We start from the raw sequence: 19,095 nt of genomic DNA on the forward strand, positions 1-19,095 counted from the left end.
AGAACTGCGTCATGCCGCTCGTCTCCGTCGTCATTCCCGCTTTCAAGGCCAAGGCCTATCTGGCCGGGACCGTCGCCTCGGCGCAAAGCCAGAGCCTTCGGGACATCGAGATCATCATCATCGACGACGCCTCGGGCGACGGCACCCTGGAGCTGGCGCAGGGCCTCGCCGCGGCCGATTCCCGGGTGACAGTGATCGCGGCATCGCGCAATGGCGGGCCGGCGGCGGCGCGGAACCTGGGCCTGGCGGCGGCGCGGGGCGACTGGATCGCGCTGCTGGACGCGGATGACGCCTTCGAGCCCGGACGCCTGGCCCGGCTTGTCGGCGCGGCGCGCGACCATGGCGCCGACCTGCTGGCCGATAACCTGCTGCTCGACGACGCCAGGGGCGCGCCGCAACCTATGCTGCCGCCCGGCGAGGGCGCCGACTGCGCGATGCTTTCCGCCGCCCAGTTCCTGCGCGGCAACCTTCCCGACCCGGCCCGGCCGCGCAAGAGCTACGGCTTTCTAAAGCCGCTGATCCGCCGCGCCTTCCTGGAGGAGAGGGGCCTGTGCTACGACGAGGAACTGCGCTTCGCCGAGGACTTCGCATTCTACCTCGACTGCCTTTCCGCCGGTGCGCGCTTCTATCTGCTGCAGGAACCGCTCTACCGCTACCGTCTGCGCGACGACTCTCTGACTGCGCGCCATTCGACCGAAGACCTGCGCCGCCTGCAGCAGGTCGATCAGCGCCTGCTGGAGAATTCGGAGGGGGCTTCGCCGACCTTCCGCGCGGCCCTGAAGGCGCACAAGCAGAGCATCGACCAGCGCCTGCAGTGGCGAGTGGTTATCGACGCGGTAAAGCGCGGGGCCTGGTTGGGCGCCTTGGGGGCCAGTCTGCGGGGCTGGCACGTCTTCAGCTATGTCTCCGGCCAGTTGGCGGGCGAGGCTTGGCGCCGCCTGGGATCCGGCAGGGCCAAGACGGCCGAGACGTAGAAGGCGCCGAGCAGGATCTGGATCAGCGCGTGCTGGCGGAAGAGGGCGTACTCGCTCAGCGAATAGACGGTGACGAAGGCCAGGTAGAAGGCCGGCAGGGCGGCGATGGCGCTGGACGACCGGTGTAGCAGCGCCAATGCCCGCCAGGCGAAGAAAAGCAGGAACAGCAAGGTAATCGCCAGGCCCAGGGCACCGAGCTGGACGGCGATATCCAAGTAGCTGTTGTGGAAGTTCATGATCTCCTGCTGCACGACATGCTGCAGGTAGCTGCCGGCGGAAAAAACGCCGCCGTGCCAGAAGGCGTCATAGCCTCCGCCCAGCAGAGGGCGCTCCTCGATCAGTTCGGCGGCGAAGGCCCAGAGCTCCGAGCGACCGGTCAGGGTCGGTTCCTTGCCCAGCGCCTGCAGCGCCAGGGCGACGGGGTCCAGGTCAAAAGCCAGAAAGACCCAGGCAAGGCACGCGAAGCTAAGGAGCGCGACCAGATAGGCGATGAGCCGCAGCGGTGCCGCCGCGTGGCGGGTCAGCAGCAATGGCGCCAGGGCGCAGAGGCCAAGCGCCATGACGATGGCGGTGCCGGACTGGCTTAAGGCGATGAGGAACGTCCCCAGGGCCGCCGCCAGGATCATGGTCAGGCGGCGCCAGCCCTCGGCGAAGAGCATCAGGCAGCACAGCAGCAGCAGGACCATGCGTCCGCCGAGCACGTTCTTGTGCGGAAAGATGCCGCGGGGGATGCCGTTGTGGTCGTAGGCGAAGCCGCTCTTGGCCAGGATCGCCGCGAGGGAGAGGAGGCCCGTCACCGCCAGTACGATGAAGAGCGCGCGGGCAAGGTCGGCAAGGCTGAAGCGGGCGCCGAGATAGAAGCTGATCAGCACGGTCATGGTCAGCTGCACGGCCGAGCGCAGGCTTTGCCCCGGCGCGTCCGACCAGGTGTAGGAGAGGCCCGCGGCCAGCGGCCAGATCAACAGCGGAACCGCGATCCAGGCACTTTCGAGGAAGGCGCCGTAGCGCAGCAGGAAGAGAGCGAGCGCGACCAGGTAGGCCAGGTACCAGGCAAGCGTCTGAACCTGCGGCTGCAGGGAAAGGGCGTAGGACGCGATGGTCAGCACGAAGATGAGGAAGAGCCGCTCCGCAGCGCGCGGCCAGTCGGCGCCGCGCTCGAGCGTGGTGCCGGCGTCGTCCTGAGCCAGGCGGGCAGGCGCCTGCGGCTCACGTTTGAGGCTGCCTGTAACGCCGTGAGCCGTCATTGGCAACGCGACCTTTGAATGCGCGGAGAGTGCAATTCAGCGAAGCTCGATAAAGCCTGATGAGGCAGAGGTATCACGTTATCCTTCGCACAAGCACAAATCCAGCTAGCTACCTACGACACCGCGCGATATCCGCAAAAAGCCACAACTTAGACTACGTGAAATCACAATCCGGCACCGCCAAGAGTGTTAGTTTTTTGCGGTGCAGTATTGAGGGGATGTCTCGGTCGCACAGGTGATCGAGGCGTTCGTTGGCGAATGAGCCGCGGATGAGAACGGCCGGCGCGCAGCGGAAATGACCTGAGGATCGCAGTGCCACTGACCTGAAGAGCCAGGCCCGTCGTCAGGCGGGCCGCGACCATGGACTGGACAGAGGAAGATTGCGATGGGAGCTGCGCTCGCGGCACTTGGCCTGAGAAGAAGCAGGCGTGACGTAAGGCCGATTTCGCGGGTCGTTCTGGAACTCACGTTCAGAATTTGCGACCTGATGATCCTGGGCCTGGCTGGCTTGATCGCTTTTTTCCTGCGCCAGACCGAGGGCCCCAGCTTGCAGTCCGGTCAATACCTCGGGGCCATTGTTCTGGCGATGCTGTTCGCCACCCTGATGCTGCATCGCTTCGAGGTCTACCGCGATGACTTCCTCTACACCCGGCGCATCCCCTTCGCCGGGCTGTGCACCGCCTGGACAGTGACCTTCTGTGTCCTGCTCGCCGCCGCTTTTCTCGTCAAGGTCTCCGACACCTACTCGCGTGTCTGGGCCCTGTCGTGGTTCGCAGGCGGCGGCGTGGGGCTGGTGGCCGGGAGGATCGTGCTGAGGCAGTGGGTGCGCGGCCTCTCGGTCGCCGACCGCTTCGCCAACCGCACGGTCATCGTCGGCGCCGGCGACCAGGGACGGCGTCTGGCGGGCTATCTGCAGCGCCATGGCGACGTCACCACCAAGGTCATCGGCTTCGCCGATGACCGCCTGACCCGGGTGCCGCGGGAAAGCGAGGGGCTGCCTGTCTTCGGCAGTGTCGATCACCTGGTGGATCTGATCCGCCGCGATCTCGTCGACCAGGTCATCGTCGCCTTGCCCTGGACGGCGGACACGCGGCTGCGCGAAGTGGTGAACAAACTGGAGCAGACGCCGGTGCCGATCCGCCTGGCGCCGGACCTGGCCGCCTTCAGCTTTCCCGACCGCCGCTTCACAACGGTGGGCCGGCTGCCGATGATGCAGCTCTTCGAACGGCCGATTTCCGGCTGGTCCTTCGTGGCCAAGAGCATGGAGGACCGAATCCTGGCCGGCGGCCTGCTGCTGTTCTTCGCGCCGCTGCTGGCGCTGGTGGCGCTGGCCATCAAGATTGATTCACCGGGCCCGGTGTTTTTCCGGCAGAAGCGCTACGGCTTCAACAACGACCTCTTCGAATGCTGGAAGTTCCGCACCATGCGCCAGGACCGGACCGACGTGAACGCCGAGGTGCTGACCCGGCGTGACGACGACCGGGTGACGCGGGTGGGGCGCTTCCTGCGAAAGACCAGCCTGGACGAGTTGCCCCAGCTCATCAACGTGTTGAAGGGCGACATGTCGCTGGTCGGGCCGCGCCCCCACGCCACCTCGGCCAAGGCCGCCGGGCGGCTCTACGAGGAAGCCGTTGATGTCTACGCAGCGCGCCACCGCGTAAAGCCGGGGATTACCGGCTGGGCCCAGGTGAACGGCTGGCGCGGGGAAACCGACACCCTGGAGAAGATCGAGCGTCGCGTCGAGTACGATCTCTTTTACATCGAGAACTGGTCGCTTGCCCTGGACCTCAAGATTCTGCTGCGCACCGCCCTGGTGATGCTGGGCGACCAGGAGGCCTATTGATGAGCACCGTCCTGCCGTCGGCGGCCGCGGCGCCCATGCCCCGCAAAGCAGTTATCGTTCTTGGTTTCGGAACGTCGCCGGGCCAGGCGAACCCGGTCACCTCCTTGCCCTACGGTGCCCTTGCCGAGCGGTTGCCCGCCGTTGAACGCCAGGGCATCCAGCAGGCAGTTGAGGAGGCGCTCTCCGCGGGGCTGATGGAACTGGTCTTTCTCACCCGTGACGGCGCCGCCCTGGCGCCGGTGGGCGGACTGCCGCAGCAGGTGGTGCTATCGCGCAGCCCCGGCGGCAACGGCCTGGGGGCGGCGCTCCGCGCGGCCCGGACGCTGATCGGGACCGAGCCCTTTGTGGTGCTGGCGCCGGAAAGCCTGGCCACCGCCGGGCGCGGCGCGGTGGCGCGTCTGCTCGCCGCCTACCGCCGCCATGGCGGCAATCTGGCGGTCATCGACAACGAGGAAACTTTGCTGCGGGAAGGTACCTTCACCGCCATCGCCCGCGCCGCCGCGGGGCTCTACCTGTTGCAGCCCGCGGTCCTTGACGCTCTGGATGGGGTGGCGGACCTCGGCGAAGCGTTGCTGCGGCTGGCGGAAGCCTGGCCCGTCACGGCTCTGCCGGCCGGCGCGGGGCCCGCTGCGCCGCCGCGCCAAGAGCTCGCGGGCGCCGCCGACTGACTGGGAGGAACTTCATGACAATTGCTGCCAATGCATCGCGCCTTGGCGCGCTCTTTGGGCTGGTTCTGCTGCTGGCCGGCTGCACCGGCGTCTCGTCCCTGCCGCCGCTGCCGGCGGCCGAGGAGGGGCCCTACCGCCTCGGCGCGGGGGACCGGGTACGCCTTCAGGTCTTCGGGCAGGAAGAACTGAGCCAGGAGTACCTTATCAGCGATTCCGGCACCATTACGATGCCCCTGGTCGGTTCCGTCGAAGCCGAGGGCCGGAGTCTGCCGGCCCTGGAAGGAGATATCGCCGCCCGGCTGAGTGACGGTATTCTGGTGTCGCCCAACGTCACCGCGGAGATTGTGAACTACCGGCCGTTCTACATTCTGGGGGAGACGAAGGCGCCGGGTCAGTATCCCTATGTGCCGCGGATGACCGTGTTGACCGCGGTTTCCATGAGTGGCGGTTATACTTTCCGCGCCGACCAGGACCAGGTCTCCATCACGCGCATGGTCGACGGCAGGATGTCGGAATTCCGCGCCGATCCGCTGGCCTATGTCGAACCCGGCGACGTCATCAACGTCTACGAGCGTTACTTTTAGGCGGCCGAGATCGTCACCTGGGGGACATATGGCGGGCCGCGCCCTGCGCCCGTTCTTGCCCTGGCCGTGCTGGCCGGGGCCTGCTTGGCGTCGGCCGCAGTGGCGCAGGAGGGCGAAGGGCCGGTGGCCGTCTTCGACCGGACGCGCCCGGGCTACGACGCCAAAGGTCTCGACCTAGGTGGCTTCCGCCTTTTCCCCCGGGCCGGGGTGTCGGAGACCTATGACGACAACATCTTTGCCGACGACAGCGACGAGGAGGCGGACCTCATCACCTCCATCGCCGCGGCGCTGACCGCGCGCAGCGAATGGTCGCGCCACGAGCTCTCTATCGAGGGACAGCTGCGCCATCAGAGCTTCCTCGACAACGACGAGCAGGACCGCACCGAGTTTCTGGTGAAGCCCGAGTTGCGCCTCGACCTGGCTGAACGCAGCACGGCGACCCTGACCTCCGAATACAGCCGCCGGGTGATCGGGCGTGATGATCCGGAAGACGCCGGCGACGAGGAGCCGACGGAGTTCGACCGCTATGCGACCCGCGCCGAGCTGATCGGCCGGGCCAACCGGGCTTTCTTTGGGGTGAACGGCGCGGTCAGGCGTGACGACTACATCTCCTCCGGCGACGACGACCGGGACCGCACCGAATTCCGCTTCGGGCTGCCGCTGGGCTACGAGGTTTCGGCCAAGACCGACGTGGTGTTGGAGCCTTTCCTGCGCTGGCGCGATTTCGATGAGCTCGATTCGACCGGCGCCGACCGCGATGCCTTCGCTGCCGGATCGACCATCGGCCTGAAGACCGAAGTGACCAGCCTCTTCCATCTGAACTTCAACGTTGGTTTCGTCGCCAACGACTACGACGATCCGCGCTTCGACGACGCCGTAGATCTGATCTTCGGCGGCGAAGCGGTGTGGTACGTGACGCCCATGACCACGGTGAAGGCGCGGGCGGCGCGGCGCGACATCGCCACCGGTGAACCCGGCGCGTCCTCGAAGACCCAGAGCAGCGCGGGTCTGGAATTGCAGCACGAGCTGCAGCGCAACGTGTTGCTGGGTGCGGAGGCGAGCTATATCAACGATGACTTTCGCGATCTCGACCGCAACGATGACCGCGCCATCTTCGCCGTCGGCGCCGAATACCTGCTGAACCCCTATGTATCTCTGTCGGCGGACTACCGCTACGAACAGAGGTGGTCCGATGTGGCGGAGGAGGATTTCAGCCGCAACCTCGTGACCCTGGGCCTGAAGACAAGATTCTAGCAGCCATCCTTATTTGGGCCAGCGCGGCGGGTGGCTGCCCAGCGGCATCGAGGGACGCTTCCAGCGGGCGGGAGTCTCCGAGAGCTGGGCGGCATGGCGGATGGCGCGCAGCCGCCCGAAGCCGGACTCGCTCTCTTCGAAAAGATCATCGCTTGGCGCTGGATCGCGGCAGTCGAGGCCGCCGGCGACGCGGCCCAGGCTCTGCAGCCAGCGGCCGCTGCGGGCCAGGGAGACGCGCACATGCCAGCTGCCGCCTTCCTCGGCGCGGCGCTTCAGGCCGGCGATGGCGCCCAGGGCCATGAGGTAGCCGGAAGCGTGGTCGAGAGCCTGGCAGGGCAGTTCCTTCGGGCCTTCGCTGCCGGCGGCCTCGGCTTCGGCGTGGTTGATGCCGCTGGCGGTCTGAACCAGGGAGTCGAAGCCGCGCCGCGCGGCCCAGGGACCTGCATGGCCGTAGGCGCAGAGCGAGACGTAGACGATGCCGGGACGCAGGGCCGCCAGGGCCTCCGGCGAGAAGCCGCGCGCGGCGATGGCGCCGGGACGATAAGCCTGGACGAAGACGTCGGCCTCTTTGGCCAGAGCAGTGAGGTCGGCGCGGCCGTCCTCCGTCTCCAGGTCGGCGTAGGCTGAGAGCTTGCCGCGACCATAGTCCTTCACCGCAGCCGAGATGAACGGCAGCTTCGGCGAGGCGATGCGCATGACCTCCGCGCCATGCGCTGCCAGGGCCTTGCAGCCGACCGGCCCCGCGACGATGCGCGTCAGGTCCAGCACCTTGAGGTCGCCCAGGGGCCGTTCTACCTGCCCGAGGGGCTGCGGAGGCGCGTCGCCGATGCGCTCCAGGCTGATCAACGGCTGATTTTCCAGGGCCGCGCCCTGCGGTGTCGCCAGCCATTCCTCCGGGCTGCGCATCATGGTGGCGACCAGCCCGCGGGTCGCCGCGGCGTCCTCGAAGGCCGCGGCCTCCCAGCGCTCCAGCGCGGCCTGCACGGACTCGCGGGCGTTGTCGCAGCCGAGCAGCTCCAGCACGCCGTCGCGGTGGTGCGGGAAGTTGGTGTGGATGCGCACCCAGCGGCCGTCGCTGCAGCGGTAGGTGCCGGCGATGGCGTCCCAGACGCGCCCCGGCGGGTTGCCGTCGGTGGTGAAATAGCGCTCACTGCGGTATTCCAGCGCGGCGTGCCGCATGTTCACGGCGATGTCCTGGCGCCGGCCGCCACGCAACAGCCAGAGGTCGGCGGCTGCCGCAGCAACGGCGGCGATGCTGACCTGGGCCACGGTGCCGACGGCGAAGCTGGAGGGCAGCACCGGCTCGCTGCCCGTCAGGTCGACGTCATCAGCCAGCTCCGCCGGCAGGCCGACGCCGGCCAGCAGGTCGCGCAGGACCTGCGCCGGGGCGGGTGGCGCCGTCTCGGGAAAGGGACCGCTCATGCGCCCGGCTTGGAACGGGCCAGGGCGATGGCTTCGTTCAGGACCACGGCGTCGCCGATATGGTTGGCCAGCAGCAGGATCAGCTTGGCGTTGACCTTGGCGCTCTCGGGATCATCCAGGTCGCGGTGCAGCTCGGTCAGCGCGGCGTAGAACTCGTCCGGCGCGTCGATGTTCGGATCTGTGACGAGGTGCGACGTCATGAAACGGGGCACTCCTACGACAAGGCCTCGGCGCGGCTGCGTGCCACGGCTTCGCAGTCTAGCACGGACCAGCTTTGCACCACATGCTGGTCGGGGCGAACCAGGGTGAAGCTGCCGGGGGTGGCGCCGTAGCGGGCCTCGAAGAGACCGTCGCAGTCCTGCCACAGCCCCGGGGTCCGGCAGCCCTGCCGGGCGATGACGAGGCTTTGCAGGTCCGGGTGGTCGCCAGTCAGGCGGGCGAGCTTGCCCCTCTCTTCCTCGGTCAGCGGCTGATTCGTGAAGTAGATGCCGAAGAAGCCGCCCTGCAGCTGCTGCAGCAGCCAGGAGCGCTGGTTGCCGCGCTGCAGGGGCGCGTCGGGGCAGGGGCTGCCCGGTACGAGGGAATTGGGGCCTAGTGGTCCCGGGCCGTCGTGCGGCGGACAGTAGGCCCGCGACAGGCGCCCGCTGTTTACCAGGGCGCGGGCAAAGGGTAGCTCGGCGGCCAGCTCCAGGGTCGCATCCCGGAAGGCGCGGCTGATTGCGTTCTTCGGGGTGATGAAGTCGGTGCTGCGCGTCGAATGCAGGATGTTCTCTTCGGTGGCGGGAATGCGCTCGACCTCGTAGCTGTCGAGCAGGCTTTCCCTGGCGCGGCCGTCCAGCACCGCGGCCAGCTTCCAGCAGAGATTGTCGGCGTCCTGCACGCCGGCGTTGCCGCCGCGCGCGCCGAAGGGCGACACCTGGTGCGCGGAATCGCCGATGAAGAAGACGCGGCCGTGGCGGAAGCGCTCGAGGCGGCGGCACTGGAAGGTGTAGACCGAGACCCATTCCAGCTCGAAGTCGACCTCCTCGCCCAGCATGGCCTTCAAGCGCGGGATGACGTTCTCCGGCTTCTTCTCCTCCTCCGGGTCGGTGTCCCAGCCGAGCTGCAGGTCGATGCGCCAGACGCCGTCGGGCTGCTTGTGCAGCAGGGCCGACTGGCCGGGGTGAAAGGGCGGGTCGAACCAGAACCAGCGCTCGGTCGGGAAATCGGCCTTCATCACCACGTCGGCGATGAGGAAGTGATCCTGGAAGACCTGGCCGTCGAAGGCGAGGCCGAAGCAGCGCCGCACCTGGCTGCGCGCGCCGTCGGCGGCCAGCAGGTAGTCGCAGGTGAGCTGGTAGGGGCCGTCCGGTGTCTCGACGCTGAGCGTTGCGGTGTCGCCGTCCTGGGAGACCCCGGTGACCCTGTTCTTCCAGCGCAGGTCGACCAGGCCGCTCTCCTCGGCGCGCTCGACCAGCCATTGCTCGGGGTAGTACTGCTGCAGATTGATGAAGGCGGGCCAGCGGTGGCCGCCTTCGGGCTGCAGGTCGAAGCTGTAGATCAGGCGGTCCTTGAAGAAGACCTTGCCGCGGTTCCAGGTGACGCCCTTGGCCTGCAGCCTGTCGCCCAGGCCGAGGCGGTCGTAGATCTCCAGCGTGCGCTGGGAAAAGCAGAGGGCGCGCGAGCCGAAGCTGACCGTATCGTCGTCGTCCAGGACCACCGTGGGCACCCCGCGTGTCGCCAGGTCGACGGCGGCGGTGAGGCCCACCAGCCCGGCGCCCACAATGATCACCGGGTGGTGGGCTCCCGCGCTGTCCTGATCGGCGGAGCGCCGGTAGGGATAGCGCGGGTTCTGGTAGGTCTTCGGCATGACGCCCCGCTTCAGTCCTGCTCGAGGGCCCGCCACATCTCCTGATCGCGCTCGGCCGTCCAGATGCGCGGGTCCTTGATGCCCGAGGCCTCGTCATAGGCGCGGGTGACGTCGAAGGGCATGCAGTGCTCGAAGATCACCCACTTGCCGAAGTCGGGCTCCAGCTTGGCGAAGGTCTCGCGGTAGATGTCCTTCAGTTCCTGGCCGTCGGCCACGCCTTGCGCCACAGACTGGTACATCTGGGTCAGGAAAGCCTGGGTGCCGGCGATGCCGTCTTCGCATTCCTTCGCGGTCTTCAGCGCCGCGCCGCGCCCGGGCACCAGTTTCTCCGGGCCGAGGGCGCGCAGATTGGCCAGGGTCTGCGGCCAGTCCTGCAGGTAGGCGTCACCGGTGTAGGGGGTGGCGCCGTATTCGACCAGGTCGCCGGCGAACATCACCTTTTCCTTGGGCAGCCACACCACGGTGTCGCCCTTGGTGTGGCCGCGGCCGAGCTGCAGGATCTGCACCTCGCGCTTGCCCATGAAGAGGGTGAGGGATTTTTCGAAGACCAGGGTCGGCCAAGTCAGGCCGGGCACCGTCTCCACCGACTGGAAGAGGCGGGGGAAACGCCCGACCTCGGAATCGTAGTCCTGCTGGCCGCGCTCGACGATCAGGTCGTAGGTGTCGCGGCTGGCGATGATGTGCTCGGCGCCGTAGGCCGACGCGCCGAGCACGCGCACGGCATGGTAATGGCTGAGCACCACGTACTTGATCGGCTTGTCGGTCACCTCGCGGATGCGGTCGATGACGCCCTGGGCCATGACCGGGGTGGCCTGGGTGTCGATCACCATGACGCCGTCGTCGCCGACGATGATGCCGGTATTGGGGTCGCCTTCGGCCGTGTAGGCGTAGAGGCCCTCGCCCAGTTCGTCGAAGGTGACCTGTTTTTCCTCGAGGTCCGCCTGGGAGGCGAAAGCCTTGCCGCTCATGTCTCTTCCTTTCCTTGGCCGCCTGCGGCGCCCGGGCCTCCAGGCCGGAGGCGGCGCCGCGCAGGGTATTGTTGCACTTTGCGCCATAAGGGGGCCGCGCGGATGTAACCGTCAAGGGATGCGGGGGCCTTTCGTCCTCCCGGCTGGCCTCCGCGCGCGCCGCGCTTTACCTTTTCATCCTTAGAATCGGGAGCCGATGGCCGTCAAGGAAGGGGAGTCCCAGAGTGAACGAGAACGTCGAGCAGTGGCAGGTCCGCAAGGCCGCCGTCACCTCGCAAGAAGGCGCCGTGGCGTCCCAGCACTGGCTGGCGGCCCGCGCCGGGGCCGCCCTGCTGGCCGAGGGCGGCAACGCGGTCGACGCCGCCGTGGCCTGCGCCATGGCTCTCAACGTGGTGGAGCCCTGGATGTGCGGCCTGGGCGGCAGCGGCTTCATGGTCATCTGGCAGGCGAAGGAGAAGCGGGCGCGGGTGGTCAATTTCCAGGGCGTGCTGGCCCAGGGCATCGACAGCGCCGACTACCCCCTGGACCCCGCCGAACCCCTTTCGCTGATGCTCTACCCCGGGGTGAAGGGCCGCGCCAACGAGCGCGGCTACGGCTCCATCACCGTCCCCGGCGCCGTCGCCGGGCTGGGGCTCGCGGTCGGGCACTACGGAAAGCTGCCCTGGGAACGGATCCTGGCGCCGGCCGTCCGCCTGGCCGAACGCGGCCTGCCCATCGACTGGCACGGCACTCTGCAGATCGGCCTCGCCATGGACCTGCTGCGCCGCGACCCGGCGGGCGCCGAGCTCTACCTGCCCGGCGCCGTGGCGGCTCCGCCGGGGAGCCTGCGCCCCCCGCCGGCTCTGGCGGCGACGCTTCGGACCCTGGCGGCGGAGGGGCCGCGCGCCTTCTACGAAGGTCCCCTGGCCGCGGCTATCGCCGGCGACCTGCAGGCCGGCGGCTCGAAGATCACCGTCGACGACCTGGCGGCCTACGAAGCCGAAGAACTGGAACCGCTGAGCGGCAGCCACCGGGGGGCCGAAGTGCACACGGCGGGGGAGGTTTCCGGCGGCCCGCGCCTGCTCGACATGCTGGGCTACGTCAAGGCCAACCTGAACCCCGGCGCGGCGGTCGGGCCGGAGACCTGGATCGCCTACGCGCGCGGCCTGGATGCGGCCTTCGAGACCCACAAGAAGAAAGTCGGCCTGGACCAGCCCGGCGGCGTGCAGGTGGGCGGCTGCACCTCGCACATGAGCGCGGTGGACGCCGAGGGCAACATGGTGGCGCTGACCTACACCCTGCTGAACCGCTTCGGCAGCGGCGTGGTGCTGCCGTCAACGGGCATGCTGATGAACAACGCCGTCGCCTACTTCGACCCGCGCCCCGGCAACCCGGTGTCGCTGGCCGGCGGCAAGCGCATCAACTCCTCCAACATGTGCCCGACGATTGCGACACGGGACGGCGAGGCGATCTTCGCCGTCGGCGCTTCCGGGGCCAACCACATCGTGCCCTGCACGGCGCAGCTCACGGCCCTGCTGCTCGATTACGGCATGAGCCTGGAAGACGCCTTCCACACACCGCGCATCGACGCCTCGGCGCGCGGCTCGGTGCGCGCCGACCCGGCCATGGGGGAGGCGGCGCTCGCCGAGTTGAAGAAGCACTTCGCCGTGGAGGTGGCCCAGCAGCTGGTCTTCCCCAAGCTCTATTCCTGCCCCTCCGGTGTCGCCCGCGACCCGGCGACGGGCCGCTGCTGGGGCATGGCCGACAAATCCCAGCCGGTCGCCGGCGCAGCGACGCCGGCGCCGTTCAATCTGGAGGAAGAGGGCGTGAAGGCCGAGACGCCGCGGGCGTGAGGGTGGTCAGTGCGCCTCCATCTGCAGGGTCTTCAGGTCGTTCAGCAGCAGGCGCGGGTCGAGGAAGTCGGCACTGTAAATGTTGCGGATGTAGCCCTCTCCGTCGACCAGGAAGGCGCGCAGCAGGTGCGCCAAGGGGCCGCTGGGGTCATCGGGATCGGCCTTGCGGCCCACAGGCTGGTTGTAGGCCTTCAGCACCGGCGCGATGGCAGCCTGGCTCTCCGCAGTGAGAAACAGCCAGTCCGGCGCGGCGGGGTCGGGCAGGCGCATGGCCCGGCCGTGCTCGGCCATGCGCGCCGGCGTGTCGTGGGCGGGATCGAAGCTGAGGGAGATGAGCTGCAGCTGCCTGGCCAGGGCCGGGTCCTCCGCCGCCAGCAGCTGCAGGTCGGCCATGCGCGTCGCCGCGATGGGGCAGACGTCGCCGCAGCGCAGGTACATGAAGGTGAGCAGGGTGAGGCGTCCCTTGAAGAGGTCGCCCAACTCGACCGTCTCGCCGTCTTCGTCCAGCAGCCTGGCATCGGCCGCCTTGCCGATGCGCGGCAGGTCGTAGCTGCCCGGCGGCGCCAGCTCGTAGACGTAGGCGTCTGCCGGGCCTTCGATCTTCAGGCTGGACTCGTGAGCCGCCGCCGCGAGAGGCGTCGCCATGGCCAGCAGCGCCGCGCCCAGGAAGCACAGGGTTCTCATTTGCATCTCGTGATGGTGTGGGAGGAGAGGCTCGAGACCTCTCCTCCCGGAGTCATCAGTAGGTATAGAGCGCCGAGGAACCGAAGCGCATCAGATGCGGCCGCCCGAGGCCCGCTGCCAGGAAGTCGATCTCGAAGCGCGGCGTCAGTTCCTTGCCGTCCCAGGTGTAGGCCTTGAGGAACTGCTCGTTGTCCTCGCCGCCCTTGTCCCAGTTGGCCAGCAGGGAGGAGGTGTAGTAGAGCCGCTTGCCGTCCCAGCTCTGGGAGACCATGTTTACCTGGCTGCCGATCTTCTTCTCGTAGATCAGCTTCGGGCTGTGCGGGTCGGTGACGTCGTAGACGCGCGTCATGCCGTCCATGAAGCTGTCGACGAAGAGCGTCGAGTCATCAGCCGAGAGGCTGATATCGACCGGCAGCGGCAGCTTCGCCGGATCGCCGATCTTGCCGACCGACTTGGCATGCCACTTTTGGTTCTCGTCCTCGTAGACCAGCCAGATCTCCGACGTCAGCGCCGTGGAGGTGAAGGCGTAGTTATGATCCACGCCCCAGGCCCAGCGCACTTCCAGCGGCACGCCCGGCACTTCGAAGACCTGGCGCGGCTTGCGGGCGTGGAAGTCCCAGAGAACCATGCTGCCGCCGAACTTCTTCATCGCTTCCGGGTCGTTCACCACTTCGCCCAACGGGCGCATGTAGTTTTCCCAGCCAGTGAAGGAGGAGGACAGCATGACGTTGCGCCGCGGCAGCACGCGCGCGTCGTAGCCGTAGCCGTCGGCCTTCTCGCCGTTGATGGCGCCCATCGGGTTATCGGCGGTCGGCATCCAGTGGGTGGCGATGTAGTCGCCGTCATTGGTGTATTCGACCAGTGCGGTCTGCCCGGTCTTCTTGGAGTTCGACAGGCCGGAAATCAGCATGCGGCCGGGCAGGGCGTAGGCGCCGTGCGGCCCGACCACGCCGCCGCTCTTGGCCTCGAAGTCGTTGATCGTCTTGACCAGCTTCGGGTTCGCCGGGTCGCTGGCGATGTCGAAGAGGAAGATCATGTTGCTGTCCAGGCCGGAGACCCAGTAGTGGCGGCGATCGTCGGTGAGGCCGCCGTGGTGCGCCTCGTGGCGGCCGCCGACGGAGTCCACATCGACCACCTTGCCGAAGGTCGGCGAACCGGAGCGCACGTCGACCGTGACGATCTTGTCGGAGCCGTCGCCGACACCCTCCATGCCCAGGGTCCAGACATAGACGTACTCTTCCTCGCCGGTGATCTTCGCCATGTAGGGCGACTGGCATGTCTCGTCCGCCAAGGCGGGCGCGGCGCTGAACAGAAGTCCTGCGCAGAGGATGACTGCCGCTCCGGCGGTATGAAGCGGGGTTTGATATCGGGAATGGGGGTCGTTCGCTTTCATGCAGTGCCTCCATCTGAAGCCCTCGGGCGTCAGGGGGCGCTTGATCATCAAGCGAGCCGGAATCGCCTCGAGGCACTTACGCGGCAACACCATTTAAACAAAGGCAAATGACGGGAGCCACCGCCGAATGCATGTAGACCAATGATTTCTTGATGATTTCCACTCTCGCGTGCGCGCCGGCTGAGCGAAGGACCGCCTCGCGTGAGTGAGCGCCGACGCAAAGATCACGTCGGGACGAACGGCGGCAGTGCCCTCCCGGAAAGGTGGTTGCCGGGCGGCCGCTCAAGACGGTTCGGCCGAGCTAGTCCGGCAGGGTCAGGTCGTTGGTTTCCAGGAAGGACTTCATCTTCATGTCGCCGCGCACCACGTCGTCGACCAGGAAGGTCATCATCTCCTCGCAGCATTCCTCGAAGGCTTCCTGGGATTCGATCTTGCCGCAGGCGCGGCGCACTTCCTTGGCCCGGTCGAGCAGGCGCTGGTGATAGGTCACGTGCATCTTCGCATCGGGATAGCCCCAGCGCAGCAGCAGGGTTTCCTCGCGCATGAAATGGTTCTGGGTCAGGGCGAAGAGGCGGTCCATGAAATGCTCGACCCTTTCCCGGTTGCCCGCCGCGGCGGCCGCGCGGATGGCTTTCATCAGGTCCAGCATGGCGCGGTGGTCGCCATCGATTTCGGGAACGCGCAGTTCGAAACTCTCAAGCCAGTCAAAACGTTTCACAGGAAATCCGGGGGGCAGTTGGAGTAGAATTGGTGAAAAACCATATAAACCATATGGAGATTGTCACAGGGCCCGAAATCACTTCAACAGGAATCCCCAATTTCTGTGTGAGAATGCGGAAATTGGGGTCCCTCAGGTAGTAACGTCTCACTCTGTGGGACTCGGCGGTGGTGGTAGCGGTCAGATTATCCTGCCCGGTGGCGGGGTGCCGGATTCTTCGGCGGCCATTGGGTGACGGGATGCGAAGAGGGGATGAAGCCATGGGGACGTACAGAGCTTTTGTCGTTGGGGTGTTCCTGCTCGCGCTGACCGCCGGCCTGTCCGGCGATGTCCGGGCGCAGGGGGGACAGAGTTGCCGCGCCGAAGCCTTGCCGATGGCGCGCGTCGAGCTCTTCTTCGGGCTGCAGCGCCAGGACGGCACGCTGATCGGGGAGGCCGAGTGGGCCGCCTTTCTGGATCAGGAAGTGACGCCGCGCTTTCCCGACGGCCTGTCGGTTTTCACCGCCCGCGGCCAGTGGCGCCACGACACCGGCCGCATCGCGCGCGAGACTTCGAAGATGCTGGTGATCCTCTATCAGCCCTCCGCCGAGAGCGAAGCGGCCATTGAGGAGATCCGCGCCGCCTATAAGGAAGGCTTCGACCAGGAAAGCGTCATGCGCCTGGACAGTTCTTCCTGTGTGTCGTTCTGAGGAAGCGCAAGAGCAATGGTACTGGTCTCCGTGGGGCTCTGGCTCTTTGTCGCGGTGCCGATAATGTATTTTCGGCTACTCCACATTGATTTCGGTTTCATGAGTATCGTGGCGTGGGTCGGTCTCCTCAGCCTGATTGGCGGTCTGGTCATGGGACTGCGCAGCAAACGCAAGGAACTGCTGTGGTTTTTCGTCCCGTTCTTCTTGGGGCACTTCTATTTGGTGTTCTATCTTGGGGCGGCATTCTTGCTTCAGGCGGTGTCGCCTTCGAAGTGGGTCGACTACGTCAGCCTGGTTTTCATTGTGTTTGAAATCTCAATCCTGTTGGCACTTCTCATCCGGCTCAAGGGCGCTCGGATCCCTGCCGCGGCGCTGTCCGTGTTTAACGGGGCCTATACCTTGGTCGCCGTCGGCATGGCGTACATGTAGCTCTAAGTGACTTGGGGAGAGCAGGCGCCTGGACGCGCCTCCTGCGTGTCGTTCTGAACCCCCAAGGGCGTCAGCCCCTGCCGCGATAGGGGGCCACGCCCTGGTCGGGCAGCCAGAGGTCCTTCGGCGGCGCGCCGGTCTGCCAGAAGACGTCGATCGGCATGCCGCCGCGCGGATACCAGTAGCCGCCGATGCGCAGCCAGCGCGGGGCCAGTTCCGTCACCAGGCGCCGCGCGATGGCGACGGTGCAGTCCTCGTGGAAGGCGCCGTGGTTGCGGAAGGAACCGAGGTAGAGTTTCAGCGACTTGGACTCCACCAGCCAGGCCTCGGGGACGTAATCGATCACCAGGTGGGCGAAGTCGGGCTGGCCGGTCATGGGGCAGAGCGAGGTGAACTCCGGCGCCGTGAAGCGCACCAGGTAATCGATGTCCTGCTGCGAATTCGGCACCCGCTCCAGCACCGCCTTGTCCGGGCTCTCGGGCAGGGTGGTGGCCTGGCCGAGTTGGGTCAGGCCGCTTGTGTCGGTCATGATCGCTCCTCCGTGATCTGCCTGATCACCTTGGCAGGATTGCCCGCCGCAACGCAATCGGCGGGAACGTCCTTCGTCACCACGCTGCCGGCGCCGATCACCGCGTTCTCGCCGAGGGTCACCCCGGGCAGCAGGATGGCGCCGCCGCCGATCCAGACGTTGCGCCCCAGGATCACCGGCCTGGCGGTTTCCGTGCCCGCGGCCCGCGCGGTGGGATCGAGCGGGTGCTCGGCGGTATAGATCTGCACCGCCGGGCCGATCAGCGTCTTGTCGCCGATCTCCACCCGCGCGCAGTCGAGGATCACGCAGCCCGCGTTGAGGAAGGTCTCCTCGCCCAGGTAGGTGTTCACGCCATAGGCACAGCGGAAGGGCGCTTCGACGAAGGCCCCGGCGCCGAAGCCGCCGAGCAGGCCCTTCAGGATTTCGCTCGGCGGGTCGGCCTCCATGGGCTCCGAACGGTTGTAGGCGTAAACCGCGCGCCTTGCCCTTTCGCGCAGCTCGATGAGTTCCGGGTCCATGATGTTGTAGGGCAGGCCGGCGAGCATCTTCTCGCGCGCGGTGGCCGGGGCGTCCGGGCGGTTCATGCTAGCGCCAGAGAGCTTGCGGGTTGTTCAGCAGCTTGGGCGGCACGGCGAGGCAGTAGACGCCGAGCTCCTGCAGGCGCCGGCAGGCGGAGCCGGCCTCCTGCCGGTCCAGGTCGACCAGCAGGGCGCTGTAGCGGTGGGTGGCTATACTGGTACGCGCGATGACCGCGCTCTGGCCGCCGCTGACCACGTCCTTGATCGCGGCCCGGTTCTCCGCGATGCGGGTGTCGGCTTCGTCCTTGCTGACGAAGGAGCCGAAGACCAGGCCCCAGCCGGGCAGCTCGCCGTCCATCAGGTCGGCGGTCTTGGCGTTCTGGGAGACCGGGCAGCGCGGACCCGGCAGCACATAGGGCGCGCTGCCTATGGCGCGGCGCGGCAGGTCGTCCAGGCTCGGCGCGGGACCGACCACCTTGCGCGCGAAGCCGTCGTTCATCAGCCGGGTCATGCGCGCGTTGCGCTGTCCGCCGGTGGCGCCGCCCAGGACCACGCCGATGAGGCGCCGGCCGCCGCGCGTCGCCGAGGCCAGCAGGTTGTAGCCGGAGCCGCAGGTGAAGCCGGTCTTGATGCCCTCGGCGCCGGGATATCCGCTCTTCCAGCCGTTGGTCGAGCCGCCGCCCAGGCCGCCGACCGAGACGAAGGACTTGCTGAACAGGCCGAAGTGTTGGGGATGGTCGCGGATCAGGGCGCGCGCCAGGATCACCAGGTCGCGCGCCGTGGTCACCTGCGCCGGGTCGGGCAGGCCGGTGGGGTTGGCGAAGACGGTCTGGCTCATGCCCAGGGCCTGGGCCCTGCGGGTCATGGCGGCGGCGAAAGCGGCCTCGCTGCCGCTGATCGCCTCGGCCAGGGCCACCGCCGCGTCGTTGGCCGAGCGCACGATCGTGGCCTGCAGCAGCTGGCGCACCGCCAGCTTCTGGCCGCGGCGCAGGCCCAGCCTGGTCGGCGGCTGCGCGGCCGCGTGCCCGGAGACGGTGATCTTCTGGTCCAGCGTCAGGCGGCCCTCGGCCAGGGCCTCGAAGACCATGTAGGCGGTCATCGCCTTGGTGACGGAGGCGGGATACCAGGGCCGGGTGGCCTGCTGCTGGGCCAGCACCGCGCCGGTCTCGGCGTCGACCAGCAGGTAGGCGGGTTCCGGGCGGCGATCATCGGCCGCCGCAGGGCCGATCCACAGCAGAAGCGCGGCGGTCAGGACCGCGATGCCGCAAGCCTTTCGCATGCTGTTCCCTGTTCCTTCCCCCGGACGAGAGCCCCCCGGACGACAGCAAAGCGCGCAGGATAGGCCGCGGCGGGCGGGATGAGAAGCCTCGGCGCCGGAAATAGCTCCAATGACCCGGCGGCTAATCCCCTTGCTTCAGGAAGACGGTGCCGGCCAGCCGAGGCAGAGGTAGAGGTAGAGCAGCGGGACGAAGGCGCTTCCAGGCACAGCACCTCTGC

General features: G+C 67.5%; 19 protein-coding genes. 8 read left to right on the forward strand and 11 right to left on the reverse strand.

Going from position 1 to position 19,095, the window contains the following annotated elements:
* Positions 1–11 precede the first annotated feature (11 nt).
* Positions 12–974, forward strand: a complete 963-nt coding sequence (locus tag H7X47_RS13840; RefSeq protein ID WP_193369261.1) for a glycosyltransferase family 2 protein — start codon at positions 12–14, stop codon at positions 972–974.
* Here H7X47_RS13840 and H7X47_RS13845 read toward each other — a convergent pair.
* A complete protein-coding gene (locus H7X47_RS13845; protein WP_193369262.1) occupies positions 899–2,218 on the reverse strand; it encodes an O-antigen ligase family protein in 1,320 nt (439 codons plus the stop codon). The genes H7X47_RS13840 and H7X47_RS13845 overlap by 76 nt on opposite strands.
* A 487-nt stretch (positions 2,219–2,705) precedes the next feature.
* Here H7X47_RS13845 and H7X47_RS13850 point away from each other — a divergent pair, with 487 nt between their 5' ends.
* The 4 genes from H7X47_RS13850 to H7X47_RS13865 all read left to right on the forward strand — a co-directional run bounded on the left by H7X47_RS13850 (position 2,706) and on the right by H7X47_RS13865 (position 6,567).
* On the forward strand, positions 2,706–4,061 hold the full coding sequence (locus H7X47_RS13850; protein WP_193369263.1) for an undecaprenyl-phosphate glucose phosphotransferase: 1,356 nt from the start codon (positions 2,706–2,708) through the stop codon (positions 4,059–4,061).
* Positions 4,061–4,729 carry a hypothetical protein gene (locus tag H7X47_RS13855; RefSeq protein ID WP_193369264.1) on the forward strand — a complete coding sequence of 223 codons (669 nt, stop codon included), beginning with the start codon at positions 4,061–4,063 and terminating at the stop codon, positions 4,727–4,729. Before H7X47_RS13850 ends, H7X47_RS13855 begins: the two co-directional genes overlap by 1 nt.
* A 14-nt stretch (positions 4,730–4,743) precedes the next feature.
* Entirely contained in the window at positions 4,744–5,313 is a 570-nt protein-coding gene (locus H7X47_RS13860) for a polysaccharide biosynthesis/export family protein (protein WP_193369265.1), read from the forward strand.
* An 84-nt stretch (positions 5,314–5,397) separates the two neighbouring features.
* Entirely contained in the window at positions 5,398–6,567 is a 1,170-nt protein-coding gene (locus tag H7X47_RS13865; protein WP_193369266.1) for an outer membrane beta-barrel protein, read from the forward strand.
* A 9-nt stretch (positions 6,568–6,576) separates the two neighbouring features.
* On the opposite strand, the gene H7X47_RS13870 is transcribed toward H7X47_RS13865, so the two are convergent.
* Genes H7X47_RS13870 through H7X47_RS13885 form a run of 4 tightly spaced genes read right to left on the reverse strand, consistent with a single transcriptional unit; the run spans position 6,577 to position 10,806 of the window.
* The gene (locus H7X47_RS13870; protein ID WP_193369267.1) at positions 6,577–7,989 is read right to left on the reverse strand and encodes a CoA transferase; all 1,413 of its coding nucleotides are present in this window, start codon (positions 7,987–7,989) and stop codon (positions 6,577–6,579) included.
* A complete protein-coding gene (locus H7X47_RS13875; RefSeq protein WP_193369268.1) occupies positions 7,986–8,189 on the reverse strand; it encodes a DUF2783 domain-containing protein in 204 nt (67 codons plus the stop codon). The genes H7X47_RS13870 and H7X47_RS13875 overlap by 4 nt, the downstream gene beginning before the upstream one ends.
* Before the next feature lie 14 nt (positions 8,190–8,203).
* Entirely contained in the window at positions 8,204–9,838 is a 1,635-nt protein-coding gene (locus tag H7X47_RS13880; RefSeq protein ID WP_193369269.1) for an FAD-dependent oxidoreductase, read from the reverse strand.
* A gap of 11 nt (positions 9,839–9,849) precedes the next feature.
* Complete coding sequence (locus H7X47_RS13885; protein WP_193369270.1) at positions 9,850–10,806, reverse strand: MBL fold metallo-hydrolase; 957 nt, start codon at positions 10,804–10,806, stop codon at positions 9,850–9,852.
* A gap of 224 nt (positions 10,807–11,030) precedes the next feature.
* Between H7X47_RS13885 and H7X47_RS13890 the strand changes: the two genes are divergently transcribed.
* Positions 11,031–12,638 carry a gamma-glutamyltransferase family protein gene (locus H7X47_RS13890; RefSeq protein ID WP_193369271.1) on the forward strand — a complete coding sequence of 536 codons (1,608 nt, stop codon included), beginning with the start codon at positions 11,031–11,033 and terminating at the stop codon, positions 12,636–12,638.
* Positions 12,639–12,644: 6 nt separating this feature from the next.
* On the opposite strand, the gene H7X47_RS13895 is transcribed toward H7X47_RS13890, so the two are convergent.
* The 3 genes from H7X47_RS13895 to H7X47_RS13905 all read right to left on the reverse strand — a co-directional run bounded on the left by H7X47_RS13895 (position 12,645) and on the right by H7X47_RS13905 (position 15,433).
* A complete protein-coding gene (locus H7X47_RS13895; RefSeq protein WP_227010461.1) occupies positions 12,645–13,322 on the reverse strand; it encodes an SCO family protein in 678 nt (225 codons plus the stop codon).
* Between the two features lie 55 nt (positions 13,323–13,377).
* Positions 13,378–14,613: a methanethiol oxidase gene (mtoX, locus tag H7X47_RS13900; protein WP_319633608.1), complete on the reverse strand. Its 1,236-nt coding sequence runs from the start codon at positions 14,611–14,613 to the stop codon at positions 13,378–13,380.
* Between the two features lie 403 nt (positions 14,614–15,016).
* Complete coding sequence (locus tag H7X47_RS13905) at positions 15,017–15,433, reverse strand: bacteriohemerythrin (RefSeq protein ID WP_193369274.1); 417 nt, start codon at positions 15,431–15,433, stop codon at positions 15,017–15,019.
* Between the two features lie 260 nt (positions 15,434–15,693).
* On the opposite strand from H7X47_RS13905, the gene H7X47_RS13910 reads away from it, so the two are divergent.
* On the forward strand, positions 15,694–16,122 hold the full coding sequence (locus H7X47_RS13910) for a DUF3574 domain-containing protein (protein WP_193369275.1): 429 nt from the start codon (positions 15,694–15,696) through the stop codon (positions 16,120–16,122).
* Positions 16,123–16,137: 15 nt separating this feature from the next.
* Positions 16,138–16,551: a hypothetical protein gene (locus tag H7X47_RS13915; RefSeq protein WP_193369276.1), complete on the forward strand. Its 414-nt coding sequence runs from the start codon at positions 16,138–16,140 to the stop codon at positions 16,549–16,551.
* A gap of 70 nt (positions 16,552–16,621) precedes the next feature.
* Here the strand turns inward: H7X47_RS13915 and queF are convergent, their stop codons facing one another.
* Genes queF through H7X47_RS13930 form a run of 3 tightly spaced genes read right to left on the reverse strand, consistent with a single transcriptional unit; the run spans position 16,622 to position 18,877 of the window.
* Positions 16,622–17,080, reverse strand: a complete 459-nt coding sequence (gene queF, locus H7X47_RS13920) for a preQ(1) synthase (RefSeq protein ID WP_193369277.1) — start codon at positions 17,078–17,080, stop codon at positions 16,622–16,624.
* Positions 17,077–17,664 (reverse strand): sugar O-acetyltransferase, encoded by a 588-nt coding sequence (locus H7X47_RS13925; RefSeq protein ID WP_193369278.1) that lies wholly within the window; start codon positions 17,662–17,664, stop codon positions 17,077–17,079. Before H7X47_RS13925 ends, queF begins: the two co-directional genes overlap by 4 nt.
* 1 nt (position 17,665) lies before the next feature.
* On the reverse strand, positions 17,666–18,877 hold the full coding sequence (locus H7X47_RS13930; RefSeq protein ID WP_193369279.1) for a D-alanyl-D-alanine carboxypeptidase family protein: 1,212 nt from the start codon (positions 18,875–18,877) through the stop codon (positions 17,666–17,668).
* Between the last annotated feature and the right edge of the window lie 218 nt (positions 18,878–19,095).

Source organism: Pelagibius marinus (assembly GCF_014925385.1).
Classification (GTDB): Bacteria; Pseudomonadota; Alphaproteobacteria; order Kiloniellales; family Kiloniellaceae; genus Pelagibius; species Pelagibius marinus.